Genomic DNA, 24,443 nt, shown 5'->3' on the forward strand with positions numbered 1-24,443 from the left:
CGCTCTAATGGTATGCGTAGTGCTATATCAGGCTGCTGAGAAAAGCGATTGGCCGTAGGCCACGCTACCCGAACGCAAAATCAAAACACCTTTTCATAAAACCTTGTTTTTGGGCTGAATATAAATATATGGGTAGATTCAGGTAACTAGCATTGTACAGGAAAACACAAACAATGATGAACCTTCAACAAACCCAACTCTATCAACGCCTTCAGGCATTTTCCTTAGATGATCCTGATGCCAAATTTCCCTTTAGCAAGCGACTGGCTCGGGAAAATCAGTGGAGTCTTAAATACACTAAGCGAGTGATTGATGAATAGAAGAAATTTGCGTTTCTAGCAGTAGTAGCTGACCATCCCGTTTCCCCTTCTGATCCAGTGGATCAAGTGTGGCATCTACACTTGACCTATACCCATTCTTACTGGAATGAATTTTGCCCAAACATTCTACAAATCCCCTTTCATCATCTGCCTAGTGGTGGTGGTGCCAGTGAAAAGTCTAAATTCGACGATTGGTACACTAAAACCCTAGCCAGCTATCACTATTTCTTTGGGGAAGCACCACCATTAGATATTTGGGCACCTGCTGATCTTCATGTTAGTCAGCATGTCAATTTTGTGCGGTTAAACCCTCAGCAGTACTGGATTTTACCTAAAGTTAATTTGCCTAAAGTTAGTTTGCGTAAGGTTAGTTTAGACTCACTACCCAACTTCGGCCTCAACCAATACAGGATGGTTTTCCTATTGTTCGTCTTGGCAGTAACCATCACAGGTTGTGAGTCATTAGTCTTAGTCAATAGCGCAAACCCAATTAATTTCACAGGACTATTATTTCTCGGGTTTTATCTAGTTCTAGTAAGTGCTGCGGTGGTCTTGGCCTACGGTTTACGTTGGTATCTACAACAACCAGCTTCCGATCCTGAGGGGAAATCCATCTCTCTCGATGCCTATGAGACAGGCTATTTAGTTGGAGGTAAAGAGCGAGCTGTCGATACAGCCATCGTTAACCTTGTGCAGGGTGGACATTTAAAACCTGTGCCTGAATACCGAGGGCTAGAATTAGTAAATCCTTTGGTTTACAAAAATGATCCCCTTGAGTTGAAAATTGACATTGGTGCTAGAACTGGTCAGACTATAACTCAAATTAGAGCATCCGCTGCATCCGCTACAGACCAAATACGCGATCGCTTAACCGATCTCAATCTCTTACTTACAGAAGACCAAACCAAATCAGCCCAGCAATATCCCGCACTCCCTCTGTTTGCTGTCTTGCTCCTAGGAATCAGCAAAATTATAGTAGGCATTTCGCGACATAAGCCAGTCGGTTTCCTGATGATACTGTGCCTCATCACAGCAATCATGGGTTTGTTCTTTCTGGTTGAACCAGTAAACCGTAGTGGTTACGGCGATACTGTATTAGACAACCTAAAAGTTAAGCATCAGATGCTGGAAAATGCTCAGAATAATTCTCAAGTAGCCCTGGCATTTGCTCTATTTGGTAGTACAGTTTTGAGCCAAAATGGTCTACAAAACTTGCGAAAGGTATTTAATCCTCCCAGCAATTCTGGTAATAGCAGTAGCAGTGGCTGCAGTAGCAGTAGCTGCGGTGGCAGTAGCTGCGGTGGCGGTAGCAGCTGCGGTGGCGGCTGCGGTGGCGGCTGCGGTGGCGGCTGCGGTGGCTGCGGCGACTAAAGAGTTATAGCGGTTCCCGCGACTGTGAGGTACATCTCGATCAGCCCTACTAGGGGAAAGAAATTTGGTATGTACCTCATCTAACTACAGAATCGCTATAGTTGATCGTTATCCTTCTGTTCCCTGATGGTGCCAAAGCATGGTTTAAGAGTAGCTTTGATGATTGCTTTTGGCTGACCTTTGTTAATCACAGGAGGTGGGATGGAGTAAAGTTATTATCTTACACCATTCTCCCCTCTTTTCTTTATGAGTTTATTCTGAATTTCAAGATTAGCCGAAATTGAGATTAAAAATTGACATTATTGAATTTTTTATTTAGTATAATCAAGGATTTAAAGGCAATCAATTTTGTTCATAGGGAGATTTAGTTTGTAACAAGATTACATTCATTGCTATTCAACCCAAGAGCAAAAACGCCTAATTGAACAAGCTCAATATTGGCGATAAAAACTGATACTGCGTGATTTAAACCTGTCTGGTGGTGAGCATGTCCTAGAACTCGGTTGCGGTGTCGGAGCTGTCTTCGGAATAATTTTGGAAACTTTTCCAGATTTAAGAGTAGCTGGAATTGACCTACAGTCTACCCAAATTGAGTACGCTCATCACTATTTAAATACTCTTGGTTTCGACAATATTGATCTGTGTGTAGGTGACCTGGGGGCGCTTGTCGCCCCCCCAGGTTTTTAGAGTATGTTTACTCTTGTCTAGAGCCAACTCTCAGGCAAATGACGGAAAAACTGGGAAAGGATTATCAACGATTAAAAGCCGGTCTAGAATTTTTTCGAGGTCTTTCAAAGCAGCCAGAAAGTGCAGCAACAATTACAGTATATCGGGCTTCAGGCACACGGTAGTCAAATCACAGACTAAGAGTATCTGATCCAGGACTTACGCAGACACAGTATGTATGTTATATGTTGATCGTTATCCTTCTGTTCTCCTTTCCCTGTTCCCTGCTCCCTATTTCCTATTCCCTGCACGCAGCGCTATAATTGGCTTAAGCTTCATCTTCATTTGCCGCAATAGAAGTGAGCAGTTTGATCCTAATGAAGCCTCCCCCACCTAGCTTTGCTTGAGGTGGGGGTGTCCTATGCTATCGTTTGAGGTTACCCATAGATCACATAAGACTGCCCGACTTCTAGGCAACCGAGTAGAACTTTTGCTACTACGGTTCTCACTGTCATTTCTGCGAGTGAGTTCTTGAATAGCTCTAGCTGCAATGTTGTAACTAGCGCTTAAATCAGCGTTGTATCGTTTACCGTTACTGAACGTAGCTAGAGCGTAATTTTTCCGATCACGCCAAACTGTTCCACTACCGTCATAAGCGTTGCTAGATGTTCCTCGGGCAACTACATCACAAATCTTCCCGCCAGATTCGATCCATTTCATTTCCGTTAATTCTCGAATTATAGACTTTAACCAACCGTGGAAACGCTGTTTAAGATTAGATTTCTTCTTACCACCTTTGGGCTTCCAGTTTTTTAGATATTCAAAAGCGATAACCGAAACATTATACTCAATGCTGATCTCAACAATCCCCTTAGAGACTATCTGGGCTATTTGACGGTTAATGTGGCGACATTTCCGATAAGTATTCCGGCAAAAACCTTTGTGTAACCTTCCGCCTTTACCCATCGTTTTCGACGCTTTTTTTGAGACTGATTTCAGCTTTTTATCACGACGGTCTATGTCTCTGACTGGGTGAATAAATTCACGATAAATTACAGTGCCATCGGACTCAACGACTGAAATAACAGCAGTTTTATTAATTCCTATATCTACTCCTACTACACGATTAACTTCTTTTTTATGATTAGGTTTGCAATCAAACGGAACGGATAACCACGCTTTACCATTTCGTTGAATCAGCGACGGTGACAGCTGTTTGTTAGCTGGGATAGTATGTCGATTCCTAGTTGAAACGATCCCAACCGTTGTCCATACCCAATTTTTACCGTTTAATACTTTGATTTGAATTTGTTCGAGGGAATCTAACCGATAACATTGACCTTGATCAAGTGCTGGATAACAGTTAGCTCCAATCGTCATTAATGGTGGCTTAGCATCCCGTCTCTTCCGTGACTGTCCACATTGCCAGTCTCTATATCTCGTTACAAAGCTGCTAACTTGCCCCAAGGAAAAAGCGATAGCAGCACGACGATAATAAGACGGCAATTTCTAAAATACTCGATTAAATATTTTATACTTAGGGTTAGGGTTTTTATTGGTTTGGTGCATTAGCCGTTCTACGGCTGTAACGGCTTCTTTTGTATCTTTGGAACCGATTGTCTCCCAATGGGTAAATAGTATTGAAGTCAAAAACTTACAGGCACGTTGATAAACAGAGATTGTCTCAGCAAACATTAATTGCTGAGGGGCACTTGGGTTAAGACTCCACTTATCGGTGCGAAGAATTTTCTGTGACTTCTTTGCTATCATGGCTACATGATAGAACATGTGTTCTTGTGGTTTCAAGCCGTCTAAGGTCTTTTTCCCATAGCGTTGGCTCGATTGAGATACATATAGTGTTTGTCACGAAGTCTCGTTATCCGGTGAGATCTGGTGATGTAGAGTTAGACATAATCGATCTCATCCATGGAATATGTCAGAAACACCGCTGCCTACTTAAAGAAGCGAAAGGTGACTTAGTTAAAAATGACCAGATCCACTTACTGATAGATTTGGCACCTGATGTATTAATAAGCAGGAAAATTAGGGAGATAACCATTTAACCATTAATAATAAGTTGTTCCTTGACCCCCACTTGAACGAAGTGGGGGAATGCGTCACAAATTTTGTTCAAAATCTCAGGAGCATGGTTAATGGCGAATCACAATCAACCATGCTCTGTAATTCTTCGAAATATCATACATTAGGCAAACCCGATTGTAAACATTGCTTTGCCACCATGTCTATATAAGTTCTCAAATTACGACATCAGAAACTGGCCAAGGAAAGAAGGATTTTGATGTCGTAATTTTATGTCAGTCTTGTTTTAGACTATCAAAGCATCGGCCTGAATCCTTTGTAATCTATCGGTTCCCGCCACCGTCAGCTAAATCTGGAGCAGGCTCATAGGTGAGAGTGGCAACAGAAGAAGGAAGGGGAAGAAATTTGGGTGTAGTTCATCCCAATGTTAACCCCTATAATAACATTTTCGAAGGAAAAAAGCAAAAGATAAAAGGCATATATAAAACTAAAACAAAGCCATTAAAACTAAAACAAAATAATTAATGTTTTTCCACTTTTTATTGTTATTTTTTGTGGATTTTGACTATTTGATATTGCTAACAATCTACATCGTCAACCCTATACTCAAGCTATTAATTCTATGTTTACCTCAACTCTCGCCAAAGTTGGAGCAGTTTTTGCCACTGCTTCTGCTGTCATGCTAGGTTACACTTCCAACGCACAGGCTGAAATGTTGTTTGACCGGGGACTACCTACAGAAAATCTCAATAATATTTCTGGAGCAAACCGCAGTAATGTCCGTTGGGCTACAGATGCCCAGAACCAGGGCTTCTTTGGTGATGATTTCACTATCGGCAATGTAGGAGACACTTTTGTTATCGATACCATCCGCACTTGGATGGTACCTGGTATGAATATTGGTGACCCAGACAACTTGGGGGATTGGTTTGAGAGCTTGACTCTGTTGACAGGTTTTGCCGCTGAGGAGGATATTTCTCCCTTCGCCACTGCAACCTTAGACCCTAACAGTAACGTGACCAGCAACCCAGATATTACCATTACCCAAGTCCCGTACCTAGATGCTGCTGGCTCGATATACGATAACTTTGGTGATTTCGTCAATATTTGGCAAGTGGATTTCAACAATCTCAACTGGACTATCGAAGGCGGTACAACCTATAAATTCGGGGTGCGGGGTGTTGGTCGTCAGATCCCTGATTTCGATCTTTTCTATCCCTCGTATAACCATGCTTCCAACGCAGCATTGAGTGGTTCGCCCCAGGATGGCGCTGACAATCGTTACTTGCAGTTTGATGCCTCAGGTAACTTCGTTGATATCGTCGATAGCAATGGTAACGGCTGGGATAAGTCTTCGGATATTAATGTGCAGATTTTTGGCGAAGCGACTCCTAAGACTTCTGTACCAGAACCAGGTTCTGTATTAGCTTTACTGGCGTTTATTACCTTTTTAACTGCAGGTTCACCAAAGAAGCAATAGAAATCAAAGTAAGCATTCAGCCTTATGGGATCAGTTAAAGTTAAAATAAATCCCCTACCGAGGTGAGAGGTAGGGGAGCAAGGTATTGTCTTGAACGCAGACTGAGAGCTAGTAACTTGTGTCTAGAGCTTGTGTGTCTAGAGCTTGTGTGTCTAGTAACTTGTGTTTGGACAAAAACAGACTAAGCAATACTTTAATTACAATACTGTTTGCTCTGTTTGTGTCGCCAAAATGGCTCCAATTTCAAAAAAGGGAGCTTCGGAGTAGGGAAGTCGGAAGTGGAAAAAAATCCTGTATACCTCATGACTATCAGAACCGCTATAACCAGTGGGGATAAAAACAGATGCGTTCCCGTAGGGTCGGCTTTGCCGAATCGCATCCCCAAATCCCAATCATGCCGAAGCAGTACCCGAAACGCCCAAGCCAGAAGCAACTCAGTCCCCTGTACAGCCGAGCGCATTATCTGAAGCATCACAGATAGAAGCAGCACCCGAAATGACCCAACCACCAGAAGAGATTCAACCGCCAAAAGAGTCGAGCCAGCAACAGCAATGGGTGGACAGTCTAGCGCCAGACCTAGCTCAACTTTTGTCAGACGTGCGTTCGCGTAGCGTGACCTACGGTCAATCGCCCTTATTTTGCTTGATACGGCAGAGATGAATGGTGCAGATTGATTTTCAGATCACCGTTTTCATCGCGAACATAACCAAAAGAGTATTCTACCTTGATCTCGCTACCGTCTGTTTTGGTGAAAAAATACTCACCCATCGACATGGCTGTATCGCAGTGGGTAATAATTCCTTCATTCTCAAAGCGCACATTGTTATAGGGCGCAAGAGCAAAACCTTTATCTTCGCTGATGCTGCCGCGGACAAAATAAGACAAAGCCTCTTTCTCCGTGCCTCTGAACGGATCATCGCTGGCCAGTGTTGGTTTGAACAAAACCGTACCAAGATCATAAGCATAAAGCCTGTCAAGAGTACTTTGTGCTTCTGCTTGTGGGTTTTCTGCCTTGCCAATGGCGACAATGGCTTGGCCCCAGCTTTCCTGTGCAGCTAGAACATCGTTTTTTGTGACAGGATTTTCGCATGGCGCAGCCTGTGCTCTTGGCGTACCTCCAAGGTTCGTGCAACCAGCTATTGTGGTTACTGTGGATAGCATTAAAAGTGCAGAGAAATATGGTTTCATGGTGATCTTTTTATTTTATAAGACTAGGCGTAAATCTCAGTAAAGGACAAAAGTTGCCAAAAGAGCAGCGTGGGCGTAGCGCAATCGGTGCTTTTGAATAAAATAAGCTGTTCGCGCAGCGTGAGCTTTAGCTCACGGCTGTTCCCTTAGCTTGGTCTACGGCCAACGGCTGACGGCACCTCAAGTAGCGTGAGCCAAAAGCTGACGGCACCTCAAGCAGCGTGCGCGTAGCGCATATGCCGACGTTACAGATTTCGCGATCAAGTCGCTCAATCGAGATTCAGCTGTTGAACCGATTTCAACCCCGTAGCAATACCACAAATACTCTACCACCATTTTTCTGACATAATCCCAAATAATTGGGGTAAGTCGCTGATTTGAACTCTCCTCGACTTGAAACGTTGAGGATTTTGGGCTGATGGTGTGCAACCCTTGGCTAATCGCTGTTAGTTGACGAAATTATAGCACAGCAACCTATGTATTTTACATTACATTTACAAATATTTACATTTAGGCTAAAATTGATATAATAGAACAGGTTGTGTACATGTGATCTAGATCAGGAGCAACATCTATCGGGAAATCATAGGCTGTTCAGGATTCAGCCAAAACTGTTACGTGATAATAAAATCTGGGAATTCTATTAGAAAGTCCTAGACAGATTGATATGAGGTTACTAAATCCGGAACCAACAGCTCAACTGTTGAAGTCAAGCATAGGCAAAACGTTTACCGTCCAAACCTAGAGTCAGGATATCAGTCCTGAAATCAGAGCGGGGAACAGTTTCAGCTTGACTACCTCAGCTGAAATATTCAACCTTCCCTGCCTATAGACAACAATCTATCCAGCAAGAGCAAAGCATCTACTGAGTTGTTCGGTATTGAGTAATTCTCACTACTGATCACTCAATCTATACTCACTATACTTACTACTCAATACTCACGACTGACGTCTTCTGATGCCTCCAACGGATCTATTTCGTGAGGGTTTCAGACTCGCTTTATTGAAATTGTTACGGATGTCCCTAAGGATTATACCTTATGAATATTACCATTATTGGTTGCGGTTATGTTGGCACAGCTCTAGCAAATTTCTGGCATCACCAGCCGGGTCACCAGGTGACAGCTACCACTACTACCCAAGAACGGGTAGCAAAGCTGAAGGAAGTTGCCTCACAGGTAGTGGTGATGAAAGGGGATGATACCCAAGGGATGCAGTCGGCACTTATTGATCAAGACACTATTCTCCTGAGTATTGCCCCGATCAGTAATAGGCAAGTTGATGCCAACCTCTACGAAGCCACTTACATCCCCACCGCTAGCAATTTGGTAGCAGCTTTAGCAGATCATCCCACCGTGAAGCAGGTAATTTACCTAAGTAGTTGCGCCGTCTACGGTAACCAACAGGGAGCATGGGTAGATGAAAATTCTCCTATCGTTCCAGCGAACGAACATGGTCGGGTTTTGTCTTTGACGGAACATATTTTATTAGGGGCAAGCAGTGAAAATTGCAACGTCTGTATTCTGCGCCTTGGGGGGATTTATGGTCCCGGTCGTGAGTTAAGCAAGCGGTTTGAGCGACTGGCTGGCACGACGCTTCCTGGCAGTGGCGATAACTTTATCAATTGGATTCATCGAGACGACATTGTTCAGGCAGTAGAGTTCGCCAGACAAAACCGCTGTCAAGGTATCTACAACCTAGTTAACGACCTCAAACTCACGACGCGGGAGCTGACTGATCAAATATGCGATCGCTACCATCTTCCCAAAGTGTTATGGGATTCCTCACAACCTAGCTTCCGAACCAATAACGCCCGTGTACATAATCGGAAGTTGAAAGTTGCTGGTTATGAGTTGATTCATGCTCAAACCTTGATTTAAGCAATGCCTAATAATGTGAACTATAATCTAGAAGGTGACTAGCTTTTTATGAATAAACCTTACCGAAATTAACCCATAAATTACCAGAATACTGTATTTATAATTTTGGAAAAGTTTCGTTATTAATTCCCGCGCCCCATTAAACCTTGTTGGGTGGAATCAATTTTTTGAATACAATCAATCTCCGTTGATTGGAGTGCATCTCACTTTTGCAAAAATACGACCATTTAAGTAAAAAAGTTGCAAGCTTGATCTTCCTCCTTTACTGTAATCACAATCACCTTAAGATAGAGCAAAACTTGCTTTCTGATTTCTTTCAAAAGCCGTTCATAGTTTGAATTGTAATTTATTTTAAAATCTTTTCTTTAAATACTTCGGCTAAATTTTTTAGAGATAGGTTATAGTACAGCTGATTATAATTTTTGAAAAGGGTTTTTTCTGCTTCTGTCTTGGGTTGATCTTTTATAGCAGTCGAAGTAAAGCTTAAGACATCTTCTGCTCCCTGCTCCCTGCTCCCTGCTCCCTGCTCCCTTTCAACCAAAAGACTATGTCCTAAACTATACTTCCCTTGCTATACTTTGTTAATATCTTGAATGCAGGTTTGAAAAAACGGCTTAGTACTTTCATTTTAAAGTTTCAAATAAGGCTGACCATCACTATCTTTGCCAGCAATAAAATTGTGATATATTGCTTCAGATAAAGTTTCGTTTTCGATTTCCATAAAATGCTGGCAGAGTGCAGAGAGAAAAATCGTTAAAGTAGTGAGTCGTTGTTGACCATCAACAATCTTTAATTCTTGTGATTTGTCCTCCCCAACTAAAACAAGAGCACCTATAAAATGTTCTTCATGGTGAAACTCATGATTGTCTATAATCTCAATATTCGAGATTATATCTTCCCACAACTCATTAACTTCGTCTGTTGACCAAGAATATTCTCTCTGAAATCTAGGAACAATATACTTTTTGTTAGCGGCAAAAATATCATTAATTGTTCTAGTATGTGCATGAAGTTCCATGAGTTATGATCTTGATTTTAACTAAAAAACAACATTAGTAGGGATATAGCAGTTTTTAATTGGGTGATTTACACAAACAAGTTCAGAATTTTAGGAAACAGGTAACAGGAAAAAAATCCTGTGTACCTCATAGGTATGATAACCGCTATCTCTCTGATTGTGATCAGAAGATACAACCTTAGTATTACCAAAAAATTTTGTTTTAACAACAAGGTGTAAAAAGCATTTTACCCGATCAACCATCAACCATCAACCATCAAGCTTCCAACCTTTTAATCTGTCCTGCTTGTACTGAAAGAATCTGAGACGAATTCAGCCATTGGGAATCAAAGGCTCCCAAGTGAGTAGTGGTAATTAAAGTCTGAAACCGATCCTGAATAGCATCCAACAGCAAATTTTGCCGATTCAAGTCTAATTCAGCTAATACATCATCGAGTAGCAACAGAGGTGCTTCTCCTACCACCTCTTCAATCAGCTTCAATTCTGCTAACTTGAGCGCTAATACCAACGTTCGCTGTTGACCCTGAGAACCATAGGACTTGGCTGGGGTCTGATTAATGGTAAACTGTACTTCATCCCGGTGAGGACCAACTAGGGTTCTCCCTTGATGAAATTCAGGAAGGGAGTACTGTTGGATTTTCTCCAAAAAAGCCTGCTTGACTAGATCTGGGTCATCTTTGGAAAGACTGACATTAGGGGCATAGGTAATATCCAATACCTCTGTCTTGCCACTAATACTAGCGTGCCATGCTTGGGCTAAAGGAGCTAATCGTTTTAGCATTCTCTCTCGACGGCGGGTGACTCGTGAGCCAGCGGTAGCCAGTTGGGCATCCCACAACCCTAGCTCGGCATTGTATTGCTTGGATACCGATGCATCAACTTCCCCTTCTTGTTGAAGTTTACGGATTTTTTTCAGCAAAGCATTGCGCTGTCGCAATACTTGGTTATATTGCTGCAAAATGTAAGCATAAATTGGTTCGAGCTGAGTCAGAATCGAATCGAGCCAGGCGCGACGCCGTTCTGGTGCTCCTCGCACTAGTTCCAAATCTAAGCTAGAAAACTGTACCGCATTCAGAATACCTAAAAAGTCCAACTGCCGACGTAAGGATTCTTGATTGAGAGCAACAGTACGTCGTCCTTGAGTGCGCAAGGTTAATCCTAGTTCTACTGAACCATAGGTTCGTTCTAGAGTAGCCCGAATCTCCGCAATGGGAGTAGTTTCTAAGACCAATTCGCGATCGCGTACTGACCGATGACTCTTGAGGGTAGAGAGCAACTCTACTGCCTCCAGTAGATTCGATTTCCCCTGAGCATTATTACCCAGCAAAATTGTCTTGGGAGCATCGAAGTTGACCAGGCAATCTCTGTAGTTACGAAACTGTCGCAGGTGTAGGCTCTTAAGGTACATCCATTTAAGGTTACAGGTTGGGGGTTAGCAGGTTAGTAGGTTAGCAGGTTGAAGGTTAACAGGTTGAAGGTTAACAGGTTGAAGGTTAACAGGTTGAAGGTTAACAGGTTGAAGGTTAACAGGTTGTTCCCCCAAGGCGTCCCTTATAGGGTAGGTTAGCTGGTTGAAAGTGAGCAGGTTCTAGGTTAGCAGGTTCTAGGTTAATAGGTTAACAGGCTTAAGATTAGAAGTTTGATCTGAACTTAAAAAAATATCTAACCGTCCAACCAGCTAACCTTCAACCTTCAACCAGCTAACCTTCAACCTTCAACCAGCTAACCTTCAACCTTCAACCTTCAACCAGCTAACCTTCAACCTTCAACCAGCTAACCTTCAACCAGCTAACCTTCAACCTTCAACCTTCAACCAGCTAACCTTCAACCAGCTAACCTTCAACCTTCAACCTTCAACCAGCTAACCTTCAACCAGCTAACCTTCAACCTTCAACCAGCTAACCTACTAACCTTGAACTTTTCCCTTGCTATACCAACGAATAAATAATTTCTCCAGCTCAACCCAAACAAATAGTGACGTACTAAAGCCAATACAGACAGCAAATTCCATCATAGTCAGAGGCTCAGTGCCAAAGAAGTCTTGCAAAAAGGGTACATAGACCAGCAACAGCTGTAAGAGAGTAGTTACAGTAACTGCCAACAGCAAATAAGGGTTAGAGAATGGGTTTAATTCCAGAGTAATGCGTTTGTTGGAGCGCACTGCCAGGGCGTGACCCATTTGAGCAATACATAGGGTAGTAAATACCATTGTCTTCCAGTGAGGGAAGTATCCATAGGCGATTGCCATTAAGGTAATGTTGAAAATGGCAAAAACAATACCAATGCGCACCATATAAGAGCCCAATCCTCTGGCAAAAATACTTTCCTGAGGACTAAAGGGCGATCGCTTCATCACATCGGGTTCTGCTGGTTCCACAGCTAGGGCAAGAGCGGGTAAACCATCAGTGACTAGGTTCATCCAGAGAATTTGTAACGGTGTGAGGGGAACATCTGGTAATCCCATGATCGGGGCTGCGGCAATAGTTAATACCTCACCGATGTTACTGCCCAGGATGTATCTAATAAAGCGACGAATATTGTCATATACTGTCCGACCTTCTTCTGTGGCAGCAATAATGGTGGCAAAGTTGTCATCTAAGAGCACCATATCGCTGGCTTCTTTACTGACATCGGTTCCCGTAATTCCCATAGCGATACCAATGTCAGCTTGCTTGAGAGCGGGTGCATCATTCACCCCATCTCCGGTCATGGCAACAAATTTACCCCTACCCTGGAGTGCCTGAACTATTCTGAGTTTGTGTTCAGGAGCAACACGAGCATAAATGCTGACTTGGTCTACCTGTTCCTCTAGATCAACCTGGGAGAGCTTTTGTAACTCCTGACCAGTCAGTACCTGATCACCATGATTAGCAATTCCCAAATCCTGGGCAATCGCTTTAGCGGTAAGTTTGTGGTCTCCAGTAATCATAATCGGACGAATTCCAGCATTCCGGCACCGCTGAACTGCTTCTAGTACCTCTGGGCGTGGAGCATCCAACATTCCCACTAACCCCAACCACACCAACCCTTGCTCTAAGATTTCATGGTCTGCTTCTGGAGCTGATAAGCGATCTAGGGACTTATAGGCAAAACCTAGCACTCGCAAACCAGCCCCTGCCATTTGGTTATTCTGTTCCAAAATCTGTTGCCGCTGCTCTTCTGTCAAGGGTTGACACCCTAGAGTTCCTGCTGCTCTGTCATCATGATGTACTGATGAAGTACAATGCTCTAACACCAATTCTGGAGACCCTTTGGTCAACATCATGTAACGGGTCAGTTGTGGGTTCTCGGTTGTTCGCGTAGCCTGGCCGAAAGGCCAAGGTTGTTCGCCTTTGGTGTTCGAGTAGGGCAGGTTAGCAGGTTGAAAGCGATCTGGAGAACTATCCCACTGACAAATCACACTCATACGCTTGCGCTCAGAGGAAAAGGGAATTTCATCCACACGGGAATACCTTTGACTCAGGGGTTCCTTATCCACACCCCCTTTACCAGCCAGAGCAATTAATGCTCCTTCTGTGGGGTCTCCTAAAATCTTCCACTCCCCCTGTTCATACTGCAAGATCGCATCATTACACAGAGCACAAGCTAGAAGTAGGGGTTCGAGTTCGGGATACTGTTCTGTAGCAATGGGCTGATTGTCTAGGAGAAATTCCCCTACAGGTTCATAACCATCCCCAGTCACCTGAATACTATAGTTGAGGGTATCCACCCGTTGCACAACCATTTTGTTTTGGGTCAGGGTACCAGTTTTATCAGAACAAATGGTAGTCACACTTCCTAAGGTTTCCACAGCTGGTAGTTTGCGAATTAGAGCATGACGGCGTACCATTCTCTGGGTTCCTAGGGCTAAGGTAACAGTCACCACAGCTGGCAAGCCTTCTGGAACTACAGCCACTGCCATACTTAAAGAAACTTCTACCAGTTGTTGGAACACACTCAAGTCCCAACCGCTTACGCCCAAGCCAATGATAATTACTAGTGCTACTAGCAACAGCGAACCGGTTACCAAGACTTTTCCCAGCTGAGACATGCGCTGTTGCAGAGGTGTCGGTTCACTTTCCACCCCTTGTAGCATCTGGGCAATTTTCCCCAGTTCCGTATTCATCCCAGTACCAGTAACTAGGACTTTACCTCTGCCTTGGACAACTTCAGTTCCCTGAAAAACTAAATTAATGCGATCGCCTATGGGAGTATCTTCTGATAGCTCCACCTCTACGGTTTTATTGACAGCATTAGCTTCCCCAGTCAGTGCGGATTCTCTGACCTGCAAATTCGATGCCTCGATTAGCCTACCATCTGCTCCAACTTGTACCCCAGCTTCCAGCAACATGATGTCCCCTGGAACAAGCTGTGGACTGTCTATCTCTAAGGTACGACCATCCCGCAACACTCGTACCTTAGGAGATGCCATACTTTTCAGGGCTGCTAGGGCTTTTTCAGCACGGCTTTCCTGGAGATACCCGAGGATGCCATTGAGAATCACGATTGAGAGGATAGCAATCGTATCTTTGAAGGGGAATTCACTCGCCTTTTCTGAGGCTTGTTGCAGATTGATCAGATCTAAAATCCCGGAAACTATCGCTACTGCAATCAGCATCAGCAGCATGATGTCCTTGAATTGATCAAGGAACATTGCCCAGGAACTGCGCTTTGCTTTTTCCTCTAACTGATTTAAGCCATAGTATTCCAACCGCTGTGATACCTGTTGAGAGGTCAAACCGACTTGAGGGTCACAGCCGGATTCTGCTAGAGAATTTTCGACAGATTGGTTGTACCACGCTTTTAACGGGTCAGGCAATAAATTAGAATGGGTCAATGGATTCACCGGGAATGTTTGCTTTTAGATGATATTCATTCGATCATAAAAATTTCCTAGGAAGTTTGTAAGCATTCAGCCGTGAGCTTTTAGCTCACGCTACTTGAGGTGCTGTCAGCCGTCAGCGGTGAGCTTAAAACAAGCTATCCGGCTGACGAGTTCAACGGACTGCCAAAGACTATCAATTCCTGGCCGAAAGGCCAGGGAACTGAAATTAAACGAATGCTTACCTCTTTCATTCAAAAGCACCTCAAGTAGCGTGCGCGTAACGCATTAGCTGATAGCACCTCAAGTAGCACCATCTGTAGCGCATTAGCTGTTCACGAACCGTGCGCGTAGCGCATTAGCTGATAGCTTACGGGAGTTTGGAAACCAAGACTATAATCGAATCTAGCGGAACAAAATAGCACCCGATGCAGCAATTGAAGATCTGTTGTTCAAAGTCTGTATTGTTAAGATAGCGAGTTGCCGCTAATTATAGTAATTTAGTCCGTATTTGATCAGGTTTTATATCAAATCCGGATAATTGCCCACAGTTACGATATCTAGAGAAAATCTTTTTCTCCCTGTACCCCTGCGCCCCTGCGCCCCCTGCTCTTTTCACCAGGAAGTATGGGTATTCAACTGGATTTGATATTATTCACTGTTAACGCTCAACGGTTGCCCATTAACCTTAATCGTCAGAGTTTAAATAGTTTAATATTGATAGCGAACATTGAAGTAGAAGCCCTCATCCTGGGCATTGTTACTGCGATCATCCAATTCAAGCAGAGGAATGCCATAGTCAAGTCGCAGATTAAGCCCTGTCACTGGTTGCACAATTAGCCCTAAGCCAATACCCGCTAAAAACCGCTGTGACGGTAACGTATTAGGATTATCAGGGTTATTCCATACATAACCCATGTCGAAAAACGGAATTAGTTGTAATGCGGGGTCATCGTCTACGTCTCGATGTAAAGTTATACGGTCTTCTATAGAAAACCGTACTCCATTGTCCCCTGCTCTGATATTTTGACGGTAGCCCCTCACCGATTGACCACCGCCAAGTAAAAATTGTTGGGGAGGCAATAGGCTATTGGGGGTAAGCTGAACCTCGGTTCCCATAATTAAGAAATTATCCTCTGAGAGAATCTGTAACCGCTGTACTTGACCTACCCAGCGAAAAAAGCGTCCATCAGGTATAGGATCGGGGTTGATAGTGGCATCAAACCACCCAGTTCCGAGACTCAAAAGCGATCGCAAAAACCAAGTTCCCTCCAAATCCCGACGTAGATACTCTTGTTCAAACTTAATCACGCTCAGGGTAGTCGAGCCATCTTGATCTGGACCAAAGCCAAACCCAAGAGGCTCATCACCCAAAAAAGTCTGACCATCTCTGTAGCTGAATCCTAGAGACAGAGCAAATTCTTCCCGAGGTGTGCGGTACAACGGTTGACGAAATCGAATTTCATATAGCTCAGATTCTCCCTCAATATCAAAAACATTGAATGGTGCTTGAGTCACCCGATTACGGTCGATCACTGTTCGCAGTTCTAAGGTACCATTTCGGGGATTGAGGGGAAAGCGATAGCCAAAATCAAAAATATTAGACCCGCCAGTGGTCGAACGGCGATAAGTGAAGGAAATTTCATCCCCATTGCCAGTTAGGTTGAGATGGCGAAGATTAAAGCTGATTCGTTCAGAACCAATACTAGGAGGTGAGTAATTATCAACCCCTACACTTCCTTTGAACGGATTAGCTTCCACAACACGAACAATCAGAATGCTCTGTCCTACTTTTGTTCCTTTGCGGAGGCTCGCTTCTATACTTTCCAACTTTGGGTCAAGCCGTAACAATCGTAATTGTTTTTCCAAATCAGTAGTATTGAATGGTGTTCCGGTACCCAACTGGACACGGCTGCGGATATAGTTGGGATTGAGGCGGCGTGTTCCTTCAACTTCGATCTTTTCTATACCCCCTTCTATAACACGGATTGTAACAATGCCCTTGGTAATGTCAATCGTTTGCTCAGCAAGAAGAATTGCTCTAGTGTTAATATAGCCCTGCTTGAGGTAAAGGGTAGTAATAGCATCCGCGACTTCTCTTAGTTGCTCAATAGTCAGGGAGCGTCCTTGATAGGGTTGTATAATCAGCTTAAACTGCTCTGGTGAAAAGATGGTGCTACCAATGACTTCAATTTTATCAACTTGAATGGTTTTAGAGTCCAAAGCAGTTAGTCTAGCAGGTGTAGTGGCTTGAGTTTCTAGTATAACTGGTCCAACTGAATCTGATAGTATGGGCGCTAATAGTTCAGCTATCTGATTTTGATAATTTCCATCAACCAATTTTACTGACTCCTGAGCGGTTTTATGCTCCTGCTGCTTAAGCAGAAGTTTACTTGCTCTTAGAGATCTATGATTGCTTGGCAAAGAAGTTAGGGTTACTGCTAGGGCATCATTACAACTGGTACAGGCAATTATTAAATACAACGGTGTAAATTTATTTGATATGAATTTATTTAAGAAATACTTTATAAGCACAATTTGAATTAACATCTGATGCCAAAGCAATCCGATCTTCGAGCGCATCGGGTTTTTTATTCTCCTTGGGTGGGGATATCTAGGGATTTTGGGTGACAACGAATGGTCCAAACGTAAACGCCACTAAAAAGCCTAACCCTGATTAGTTCAAAAATTCCAAAAAACTATCACCATCGTCTATCGCAGTTATAGCTTATATCAAATTCGTTTAATTACCCATAATCAAAATCTCTACCCTGTCTGACCGTGTGGTGGTTTTTCCGGTGTCAGTCTAACCTGTGGGTATTCAACAGGTCCGACCCGTGGCGAATTTAATAATTAGATGCGGAAAGCGCACCTAACGGACTTGAGATGAGTTGTTATTCTCTTCAAACCACTTGCGATCATAACCAATTAAGCACACTTGAGGTGCGACCCGTGGCGAATTTAATTCTTAATGGTAAGAGCGCACCTATTGACTTTTGGCAAAAAAATCCCCCGGCTAGTGTCGGGGGAACTCCTTAGAAGTATGAAGTGTGAATTCTGAGGTTATTATAGGCCAATGCTGCTTCTTGAACTATAGCAATCCTAAATAGGTTGTGCTAATTTTATCCAAACGTGATTCTTGCTATACCTGGGTTTCAAGCCCTTGACTTGCCACAACTGATTTAAGGTCGCTATATAGCGTTTATCACAGCTATGAGGTACAGATATTTTTTTCCTTATTACCTATTCCCTGTTTACTGTTCCCTTCACCATGTAAAAGCTGGTTTGGCTTACCCCACCCAACTTCTAAAGTATGGGTGAATAATGATGGGTGGGGAGTATACTCAACAATTGTGTTCAATTGCACACGAGATCAGTATGGCATGATTGCGTCTTGCAGATGAACTTCATATGGATTGAGCGAGTTTCCTTGCCATGCGCTGACACTACCATGATTGGGTAGTCAATTAGGACATCCTGGAAAGACATCTGCAAGCGGAAGGTCCCGTCTGGGTTAATCTTGACTGGACGTCCATCAATAGTAACGGAAGCATCAGGATCGATGCTTCCGTGAATAATTAGCTCTTCATTTGCCACTAAGGACAATTCGGGAGAACGAGCGGGGGGAGCAGAAGCATTGAAACCAGCTCCCGACATGTTTGGAGAAAGCCACTTACCAATACCCGAAGGGAAAGGATTGGAACTTATTGCTGACCTTGGTGCTTGCTCCATAGAACTATAAACAGAATCAGCTACTGCCTGAGCTTCCCCAGATTGAGTTATGCCAAAGATTTCCCCATAGATAGGTCGATCAGGAATTTCCGAGCTACTCCCATTAGCTGTCTGGCTAGGCGGCACAAGTTTTAGGACAGTCTTACCCTGTAGATTATCATCCCAGTTGACCGTGACGAATTGGTCTTCCATCCATTTAGAGGGATAGGCAGGGGGAACATGGATAGGTGCTGAACGGGCCAGAACTAGCCATTGACCATCTTCACAGCGATAACCAATCTCAACTAAATAATCGCGATCGCTAACTGGCATGGGTAGATACCATTCTCGCGCTAGCTCATCACAGGGATATTCTTGGATACTATGGGGACTTTGATAATCCAGTTTGATTGCGGTAACATCATAGAGCCTTAGAGCGAGTTGTTGACCTCCCTGAGAGCGCAGTTCTTTTTTATGTTCATTGGGAATATCCCAATAAGCATAAGACCAATGTGGATCACGAGGCATTAGCACAATCCGGCTTTCACCATAACCTTCTGGTAGCTCTGCTAATCCCTCATCAACAGAAACTAGACTATCACTAGTCGGCTCTTGTTGAGCTAATTCAAACTGGCTTGATTCCTCCTTTGCTTGTGCCTCAATTATCGGCGATGGAGTGGTAGACCTTTTGTGACGTTCTATTGCTTGAATTTCCGCCAATAAGCGTTCTTTACGCATTCTACTGTATCGATATATACCATATTCACTCGCAACTCTACGTAATTGCCGTAGAGTCATTTCTTCTAGGGGAGTTCCTTCTTTTGCCATGATTTCTGTTCTATACGTTGTTAGGTTGCCTGATAGATTACTGATGTCAATCTTGAGGTGCGACCCGTGGCGAATTTAATTCTTAATGCGGAAAGCGCACCTAATTAAAAAAAGTTTTGGTTGCTATGAAACTTACCTAAAGGTCAGACCTGACTAAAGTTTTTATCCTTCTTGATTCCCAGACTTTAATGGAAATTGCCCGTCTACCCTTGCGACATTTCAGTGATTTTTTATACCAACAATATGTTCAAGTCAGCCATCTATAATTTGGTGAAATACTAACAAACCAGCATTTTTATGGGATCCTCTGATCAACTATATATAACAAGGAATTTTTGGGTCAGGTCAAGGGGTAAATAAGCCGATTTTCGGTAAATTCACGCATTTACCAGAAAATCGGGACTCAAAATGTCATGAAATTATCACATCACTCCTCAGGTGCGACCCGTGGCGAATTTAATAATTAGATGCGGAAAGCGCACCTAAGGACTCAGTCATCAATATTATCAAGTTAGGCACCATCAGTGATCCGTATCCAAGAAGGATGAAGCCCTGATCTACTTATCCTTGACACTCTTCATTAATCATTTATCTCTTAGCCTTAATGAGGATAAGCAAGACTATTTGGCTGCTTTCCTCAAGGGTGAGCGAAGCGTGGCAAGGCAAAGCTAATCGCATCATCAATAATCAACAGGAATAATCATTACTTTTCCATTTTCTTTTCGACAGGAATTGACTGGTCAGATATGTTTCTAGTTATCTTACCATCCAACCCTTAATTAACCACTGACCCCCTTGGCGTACTAAGTCATACTTGACTCTTAAGTTGTCATTACTCGAAGCTGCCGGACTCAACATACCATCTTGATATACCTTTGCTTGCTCTTTCACCGCAGCATCTATCACAGCTTGATTAGGATTCGATGTGCTAGTCTCAACTGAGTTAATTTTGACCGTGTGCTTGTAGATCCGGTAATAGTTCTTGGTTTTAGCCGCTTTAGCACTTTTGAGCCAGACAGACAGAGCTGGCTCAGCTAAGATTTTACTAAGTTGCCCTACTTCATGTTTTGGTCCAAAAGCAAGTTTTTTAGTATTTAACCAGGTTTCGATGAGTTGCTGAGCCGTTTCTTGATTTAGAGGACCACTCGGAGCGATCAGCCCACTGCCTGTCGGAGGAATCGGGACTGGAGGTTGGTCAAGCTGAACAAAAGGTTGTTCTCCCTCTAACGGTGGTTTTGAAAAACTTTTGAGAGCTTTATTGAGCAACATCAGCAGGATACCCAGTCCTAGCAAACTTAAAAGACTCAGGAAAATCAGACGTCTTAGTTTAGCCCCTGGTTGGAATCGCTCTGGTGAAGGTTCCATACGATCAGGGGATGAATGATTCAGACTGCTCCGCTGACTTGAGGAGTCTTTGACCAAAGAACCGCCTCTAGACCACCCACCTGAGGCGGTTGAATTGTGACTATCCAGGGTTTTGCCTGACTTCCCACCACCCAGAAAGCTACCTAAGGACTGACGCCTACGACGCCGTCCATGACTCCGCAAGCCTGTGGTTTTTGACTCTAAGTCCTGAGAGGTTTGTGGTTCTGAGCCATTTGATGAGTGGGATATCCCTTGAGCTGTAGGCAAAGTTGATACCCCATTAGTGGTGAAGCGATCGCTATTGACTCGGCTTTGACTAACACCGTTTGCCAACGCCCCACTTGGCCACCTTGACCCCACCGTTACTGGTTCTGCCGTTGTCTGTGAGCCTTGGCCATTGCTTAGTCTATCTTGCCCCAGGATGCTTTTAGAAGAGCCTACCGTTGCATAGGTGGTTGTTTGGGAAGGTACAACCGTCCACTGATTGCTAGTTTCCTCAGATGAATCTGGTAAATTTTCTAGATAGGCTTGTACTTGCTGATCAGCAAAGTATTCCTTCAAAGACACCTTCTGATTGGCCAGATCCCGGAAGTGGGGAAATACAGATTCTTGTAGCCAACGCTCTCCGTAGAGGCATAATCCTGGCAATAAGTCTGGGGAATTTTGAGAATGTTCCCGAATGAAAGCTAGGGGTTCGTATTCCTGGCTCAGTTCCAAGGCACGACTGGCTTCTTCCGTTTGGCCGAGAAGCAGAGCACAAACCCCTTGTTCTAGGTGAACATCCTGCCGCTTACCCAAACGCATCAGCATTTTCTTGGCACGAGCAATCAAAGCCGGTTCTCTGTGGGCAAATCCCCTTGCTAGTAAGGCGTAAACAGCTAGGTATGTAGCAACAGCTGAAGGACGTCGTGCTTCAGCTTCAAATAAGGTTTGCTGTTGGTTGGAGGTAAGATAGCCTCGCAACTGTTGGATAAAGCGTAGAAAGTCATCAATCCCTAAACCAGATTGATCATTACCAGTGCCATCGATCCCTCGACGCTCCTGTAACATTTCTTGGAGCAACCGCAAGCCTTTGCGCCGCTCAATGGCTTTTTCTTCTGGCAGGGCTAATAATTCTAAAATCCGATAAGGGCGAAGTTTATAGAGGTCTGCTTGGATTTCCCCTCGAACACTCGGAAATAAGCCTTCTTGTAGGAGTAATTGTTGTCCAGTTTCTAGGGACATAGCTGCGTTTTCATACTCCCCTTGCTGCCATTCCTCTCGACCTAGCTCTAAGCAGGCAATAGCTAAGGTCAAAACCACGTCGGGTTGAACAAGTTGGGGATCCCCCAATTTCCCCTGACTTAATCCAACGCTGTCACCTTTTTCCAGTAACGGTTGCGCCAGTTTTAGAACCAGTTCGTATTCCCCAAGTTCTTGAAGAATCAGTAAGCTTCCGAGTAATTGGTCGTTATCAATCTCAATCGTAGGAGTTTGAGCTTCGACGGTTTCACCTGTTACTGTTTGATTAGTACCAGGAGCACCCGCCACTGATGGGTGTTGCTCTTGGAGTTGATAAGCTTTGGCAATCAAGCCAGCATCGTACTCCTCTCTTGTTTCAGGGTCACTCAAAACCCCGTAGGCTTTTTCAAGGAGTGTTTTACGAGAGGCTATTGCTGCTTCCGAATACTCTCGGCGCGGTAGTTGTAAGGTACGATCACGATAGGCTTGGCTGAGCTGTTGGGCTGTAGCCTGAATCGGCAATCCTAATATGCGGTAGTAATCGAGCGGAATGCGCACGGTTCACTTCCCCAGCTTTTCGAGCAACTGAATGAGTTGATGATAGCCCATATCGTACTCCCTAAACTGGCTATAGCTATTTATCTGTCACTTTAAAAGACACAGTATCGCAGCTAACCGGTTTTGTCGAGTCGCTAAATACTATTTATTTTAGCAACTGGATCATCTCCTGTGAAGTACCCCAACCTGCAACGCTCACGGTTGGGGCAAACCACTCTCAGGTCAATTCAGGGACGGTCTTATTCGTCTTTTGGGCTTCCCGCGCGCGTCCCCGACGCCTCAAAAAGCCGCGCTAATTTTGGTCTTACTCAGCGTCCACAGGCAGACATCCGCCTTCTATCGACGTATACTTTTACGACAGACAAGTCTTGGAATTACAGCACTGTGGCTAACCAGCCGGGGCTTGTCTCTTTCCTGAGCTCCGCGCTTTACTTTGTATACCTCCAGGTCTAAAAACTGATAGTATATTAGACCGTTTATAAGGTAGCCTTTTAGTCGGTCAGGCGGCTCAGCGACCATCTTCATTTTAGCACGAATCATCACAAGTTATCGTCTCGCTATCCATCCCGGATACGAAACCTGATTGTTGGGTCGCCTTATTACAAAAGCGCCGTTACCTTTTATGCATATCCTGCCGACGCTCAAGCCGCGACCCTACCTTACGGTAACTTCAAGCCCACCTTGGAAGAAGGTGGGTAATTCCGCGAGTTTTGTTAATTAACTTTTACTAAACTAAACAGTATTGATTGTCAAGCAGTAGTGTGATTCTCACTCAACTCAACTTGACCTAACTATTCGCTCTAGGCTTGACCTAAAAGAGAAATCCTAAAAGAGAAATCCTGTAGGCTTGAGTGAAACTTTATGATAGCTTTGCTTAAATTGGCTAAACAAGTAGTTTGGCGAAATGCCAGTATAGTGTTGCGACAAGTATAGGACAAATTAATGGCTCAGGAAAGAACTTTACCTAAAGTAGAGGATTACAGCCCCATTACCAGCGCAGAAGGATTACTCCTTTACGAGGATATGATGCTCGGGCGCTTGTTTGAGGACAAATGTGCTGAAATGTACTATCGGGGCAAAATGTTTGGTTTTGTCCACCTCTACAACGGTCAAGAGGCAGTGTCAACAGGAGTCATCAAGGCGTTGCGTATTGGTGAAGACTTTGTTAGTAGCACCTATCGTGACCACGTCCATGCCTTAAGTGCAGGAGTGCCAGCACGGGAAGTGATGGCAGAGTTATTTGGCAAAGCCACAGGCTGCAGCAAGGGGCGCGGTGGTTCAATGCATATGTTCTCACAAGAACATAATCTCCTGGGAGGTTATGCCTTTGTAGCTGAGGGGATTCCCGTGGCCACGGGTAGTGCTTTCCAAAGTAAATACCGTCGCGAAGCCTTGGGTGATGAGAGTTCTGATCAAGTCACCGTTTGCTTTTTTGGTGATGGAGCTTGCAATAATGGTCAGTTCTTTGAATGTTTGAATATGGCAGCCCTTTGGAAATTGCCCGTTATCTATGTTGTGGAAAACAACAAGTGGGCAATTGGGATGGCTCATGAACGGGCAACATCCCAGCCAGAAATTTACAAAAAAGCCAGTGTATTCGGTATGGCTGGAGTAGAAGTCGATGGCATGGATGTAATGGCTGTCAGAACTGTTGCCCAAGAAGCGATCGCTCGGGCTCGTGCAGGAGAAGGCCCAACCCTTATTGAAGCCCTGACCTACCGCTTCCGAGGTCACTCTCTGGCTGATCCCGATGAACTCCGCTCCAAAGAAGAGAAGGAATTCTGGTTAACTCGTGATCCCATTAAAAACATGGCAAGTTACCTGACAGAAAATCATCTAGCTACTCCCGAAGAACTCAAAGCCATTGAGAGCAAAATCCAGGAAGTCATTAATGATGCAGTTGAGTTTGCCCAAGCCAGTCCTGAACCTGACCCTAGCGAACTACATCGCTATGTTTTTGCTGAGGATTAGTTAACTGAACTAGGAAGTGTGAACT

General features: G+C 44.0%; 18 protein-coding genes and 1 pseudogene. 9 read left to right on the forward strand and 10 right to left on the reverse strand.

Translation table 11 applies throughout. The annotated features are described in order from the left end of the window. The first annotated feature begins 173 nt into the window (after positions 1-173). The 3 genes from F6K37_RS06005 to F6K37_RS44520 all read left to right on the forward strand — a co-directional run bounded on the left by F6K37_RS06005 (position 174) and on the right by F6K37_RS44520 (position 2,378). The gene (locus tag F6K37_RS06005) at positions 174-320 is read left to right on the forward strand and encodes a hypothetical protein (RefSeq protein ID WP_287248865.1); all 147 of its coding nucleotides are present in this window, start codon (positions 174-176) and stop codon (positions 318-320) included. A 57-nt stretch (positions 321-377) separates the two neighbouring features. Continuing rightward, on the forward strand, positions 378-1,691 hold the full coding sequence (locus F6K37_RS06010; protein ID WP_287248868.1) for a TIGR04222 domain-containing membrane protein: 1,314 nt from the start codon (positions 378-380) through the stop codon (positions 1,689-1,691). Between the two features lie 456 nt (positions 1,692-2,147). Then, the gene (locus F6K37_RS44520) at positions 2,148-2,378 is read left to right on the forward strand and encodes a methyltransferase domain-containing protein (RefSeq protein WP_353837824.1); all 231 of its coding nucleotides are present in this window, start codon (positions 2,148-2,150) and stop codon (positions 2,376-2,378) included. Positions 2,379-2,750: 372 nt separating this feature from the next. Here F6K37_RS44520 and F6K37_RS06015 read toward each other — a convergent pair. After that, positions 2,751-4,145 (reverse strand): annotated as a pseudogene (locus F6K37_RS06015) (nuclease/transposase family protein). Positions 4,146-4,153: 8 nt separating this feature from the next. On the opposite strand from F6K37_RS06015, the gene F6K37_RS06025 reads away from it, so the two are divergent. The 4 genes from F6K37_RS06025 (at position 4,154) to F6K37_RS06040 (ending at position 6,537) form a co-directional block, all read left to right on the forward strand. Further along, a complete protein-coding gene (locus tag F6K37_RS06025) occupies positions 4,154-4,420 on the forward strand; it encodes a transposase (protein ID WP_071986806.1) in 267 nt (88 codons plus the stop codon). A 352-nt stretch (positions 4,421-4,772) separates the two neighbouring features. Continuing rightward, entirely contained in the window at positions 4,773-4,922 is a 150-nt protein-coding gene (locus F6K37_RS06030; RefSeq protein ID WP_287248879.1) for a hypothetical protein, read from the forward strand. 97 nt (positions 4,923-5,019) lie between these two features. Further along, positions 5,020-5,877: a hypothetical protein gene (locus F6K37_RS06035; RefSeq protein WP_008180280.1), complete on the forward strand. Its 858-nt coding sequence runs from the start codon at positions 5,020-5,022 to the stop codon at positions 5,875-5,877. A gap of 495 nt (positions 5,878-6,372) precedes the next feature. After that, positions 6,373-6,537: a hypothetical protein gene (locus F6K37_RS06040; protein ID WP_154659687.1), complete on the forward strand. Its 165-nt coding sequence runs from the start codon at positions 6,373-6,375 to the stop codon at positions 6,535-6,537. Here F6K37_RS06040 and F6K37_RS06045 read toward each other — a convergent pair. Together F6K37_RS06045 and F6K37_RS06050 are read right to left on the reverse strand one after the other, a co-directional pair. Then, positions 6,511-7,065 carry a metal-independent carbonic anhydrase family protein gene (locus F6K37_RS06045; protein ID WP_008180285.1) on the reverse strand — a complete coding sequence of 185 codons (555 nt, stop codon included), beginning with the start codon at positions 7,063-7,065 and terminating at the stop codon, positions 6,511-6,513. The two genes, F6K37_RS06040 and F6K37_RS06045, sit on opposite strands and share 27 nt — an antisense overlap. A gap of 180 nt (positions 7,066-7,245) precedes the next feature. Further along, the gene (locus F6K37_RS06050) at positions 7,246-7,494 is read right to left on the reverse strand and encodes a hypothetical protein (protein WP_137985643.1); all 249 of its coding nucleotides are present in this window, start codon (positions 7,492-7,494) and stop codon (positions 7,246-7,248) included. Positions 7,495-8,105: 611 nt separating this feature from the next. On the opposite strand from F6K37_RS06050, the gene F6K37_RS06055 reads away from it, so the two are divergent. Further along, positions 8,106-8,945, forward strand: a complete 840-nt coding sequence (locus tag F6K37_RS06055) for an SDR family oxidoreductase (protein ID WP_008180287.1) — start codon at positions 8,106-8,108, stop codon at positions 8,943-8,945. A gap of 346 nt (positions 8,946-9,291) precedes the next feature. Here F6K37_RS06055 and F6K37_RS06060 read toward each other — a convergent pair whose 3' ends face one another. The 7 genes from F6K37_RS06060 to F6K37_RS06090 form a co-directional block, all read right to left on the reverse strand. Then, positions 9,292-9,486 carry a hypothetical protein gene (locus F6K37_RS06060; protein WP_008180290.1) on the reverse strand — a complete coding sequence of 65 codons (195 nt, stop codon included), beginning with the start codon at positions 9,484-9,486 and terminating at the stop codon, positions 9,292-9,294. Positions 9,487-9,573: 87 nt separating this feature from the next. After that, positions 9,574-9,963 (reverse strand): DUF262 domain-containing protein, encoded by a 390-nt coding sequence (locus tag F6K37_RS06065; protein WP_287248887.1) that lies wholly within the window; start codon positions 9,961-9,963, stop codon positions 9,574-9,576. A gap of 256 nt (positions 9,964-10,219) precedes the next feature. Further along, entirely contained in the window at positions 10,220-11,371 is a 1,152-nt protein-coding gene (recF, locus tag F6K37_RS06070; RefSeq protein WP_008180294.1) for a DNA replication/repair protein RecF, read from the reverse strand. Between the two features lie 498 nt (positions 11,372-11,869). Then, positions 11,870-14,788: a cation-translocating P-type ATPase gene (locus tag F6K37_RS06075; RefSeq protein WP_008180298.1), complete on the reverse strand. Its 2,919-nt coding sequence runs from the start codon at positions 14,786-14,788 to the stop codon at positions 11,870-11,872. Positions 14,789-15,475: 687 nt separating this feature from the next. Continuing rightward, positions 15,476-17,248: a ShlB/FhaC/HecB family hemolysin secretion/activation protein gene (locus F6K37_RS06080; RefSeq protein ID WP_008180301.1), complete on the reverse strand. Its 1,773-nt coding sequence runs from the start codon at positions 17,246-17,248 to the stop codon at positions 15,476-15,478. A gap of 873 nt (positions 17,249-18,121) precedes the next feature. Next, entirely contained in the window at positions 18,122-19,303 is a 1,182-nt protein-coding gene (locus F6K37_RS06085; protein ID WP_008180305.1) for a DUF4912 domain-containing protein, read from the reverse strand. 756 nt (positions 19,304-20,059) lie between these two features. Beyond that, the gene (locus tag F6K37_RS06090) at positions 20,060-22,447 is read right to left on the reverse strand and encodes an IMS domain-containing protein (protein ID WP_044492352.1); all 2,388 of its coding nucleotides are present in this window, start codon (positions 22,445-22,447) and stop codon (positions 20,060-20,062) included. A gap of 942 nt (positions 22,448-23,389) precedes the next feature. On the opposite strand from F6K37_RS06090, the gene pdhA reads away from it, so the two are divergent. Next, positions 23,390-24,418, forward strand: coding sequence for a pyruvate dehydrogenase (acetyl-transferring) E1 component subunit alpha (gene pdhA / locus F6K37_RS06095; protein WP_008180311.1), 1,029 nt, complete (start codon positions 23,390-23,392; stop codon positions 24,416-24,418). Positions 24,419-24,443: the final 25 nt, after the last annotated feature.

This window comes from Moorena sp. SIO4E2, from assembly GCF_010671945.1.
Classification (GTDB): domain Bacteria; phylum Cyanobacteriota; class Cyanobacteriia; order Cyanobacteriales; family Coleofasciculaceae; genus Moorena; species Moorena producens.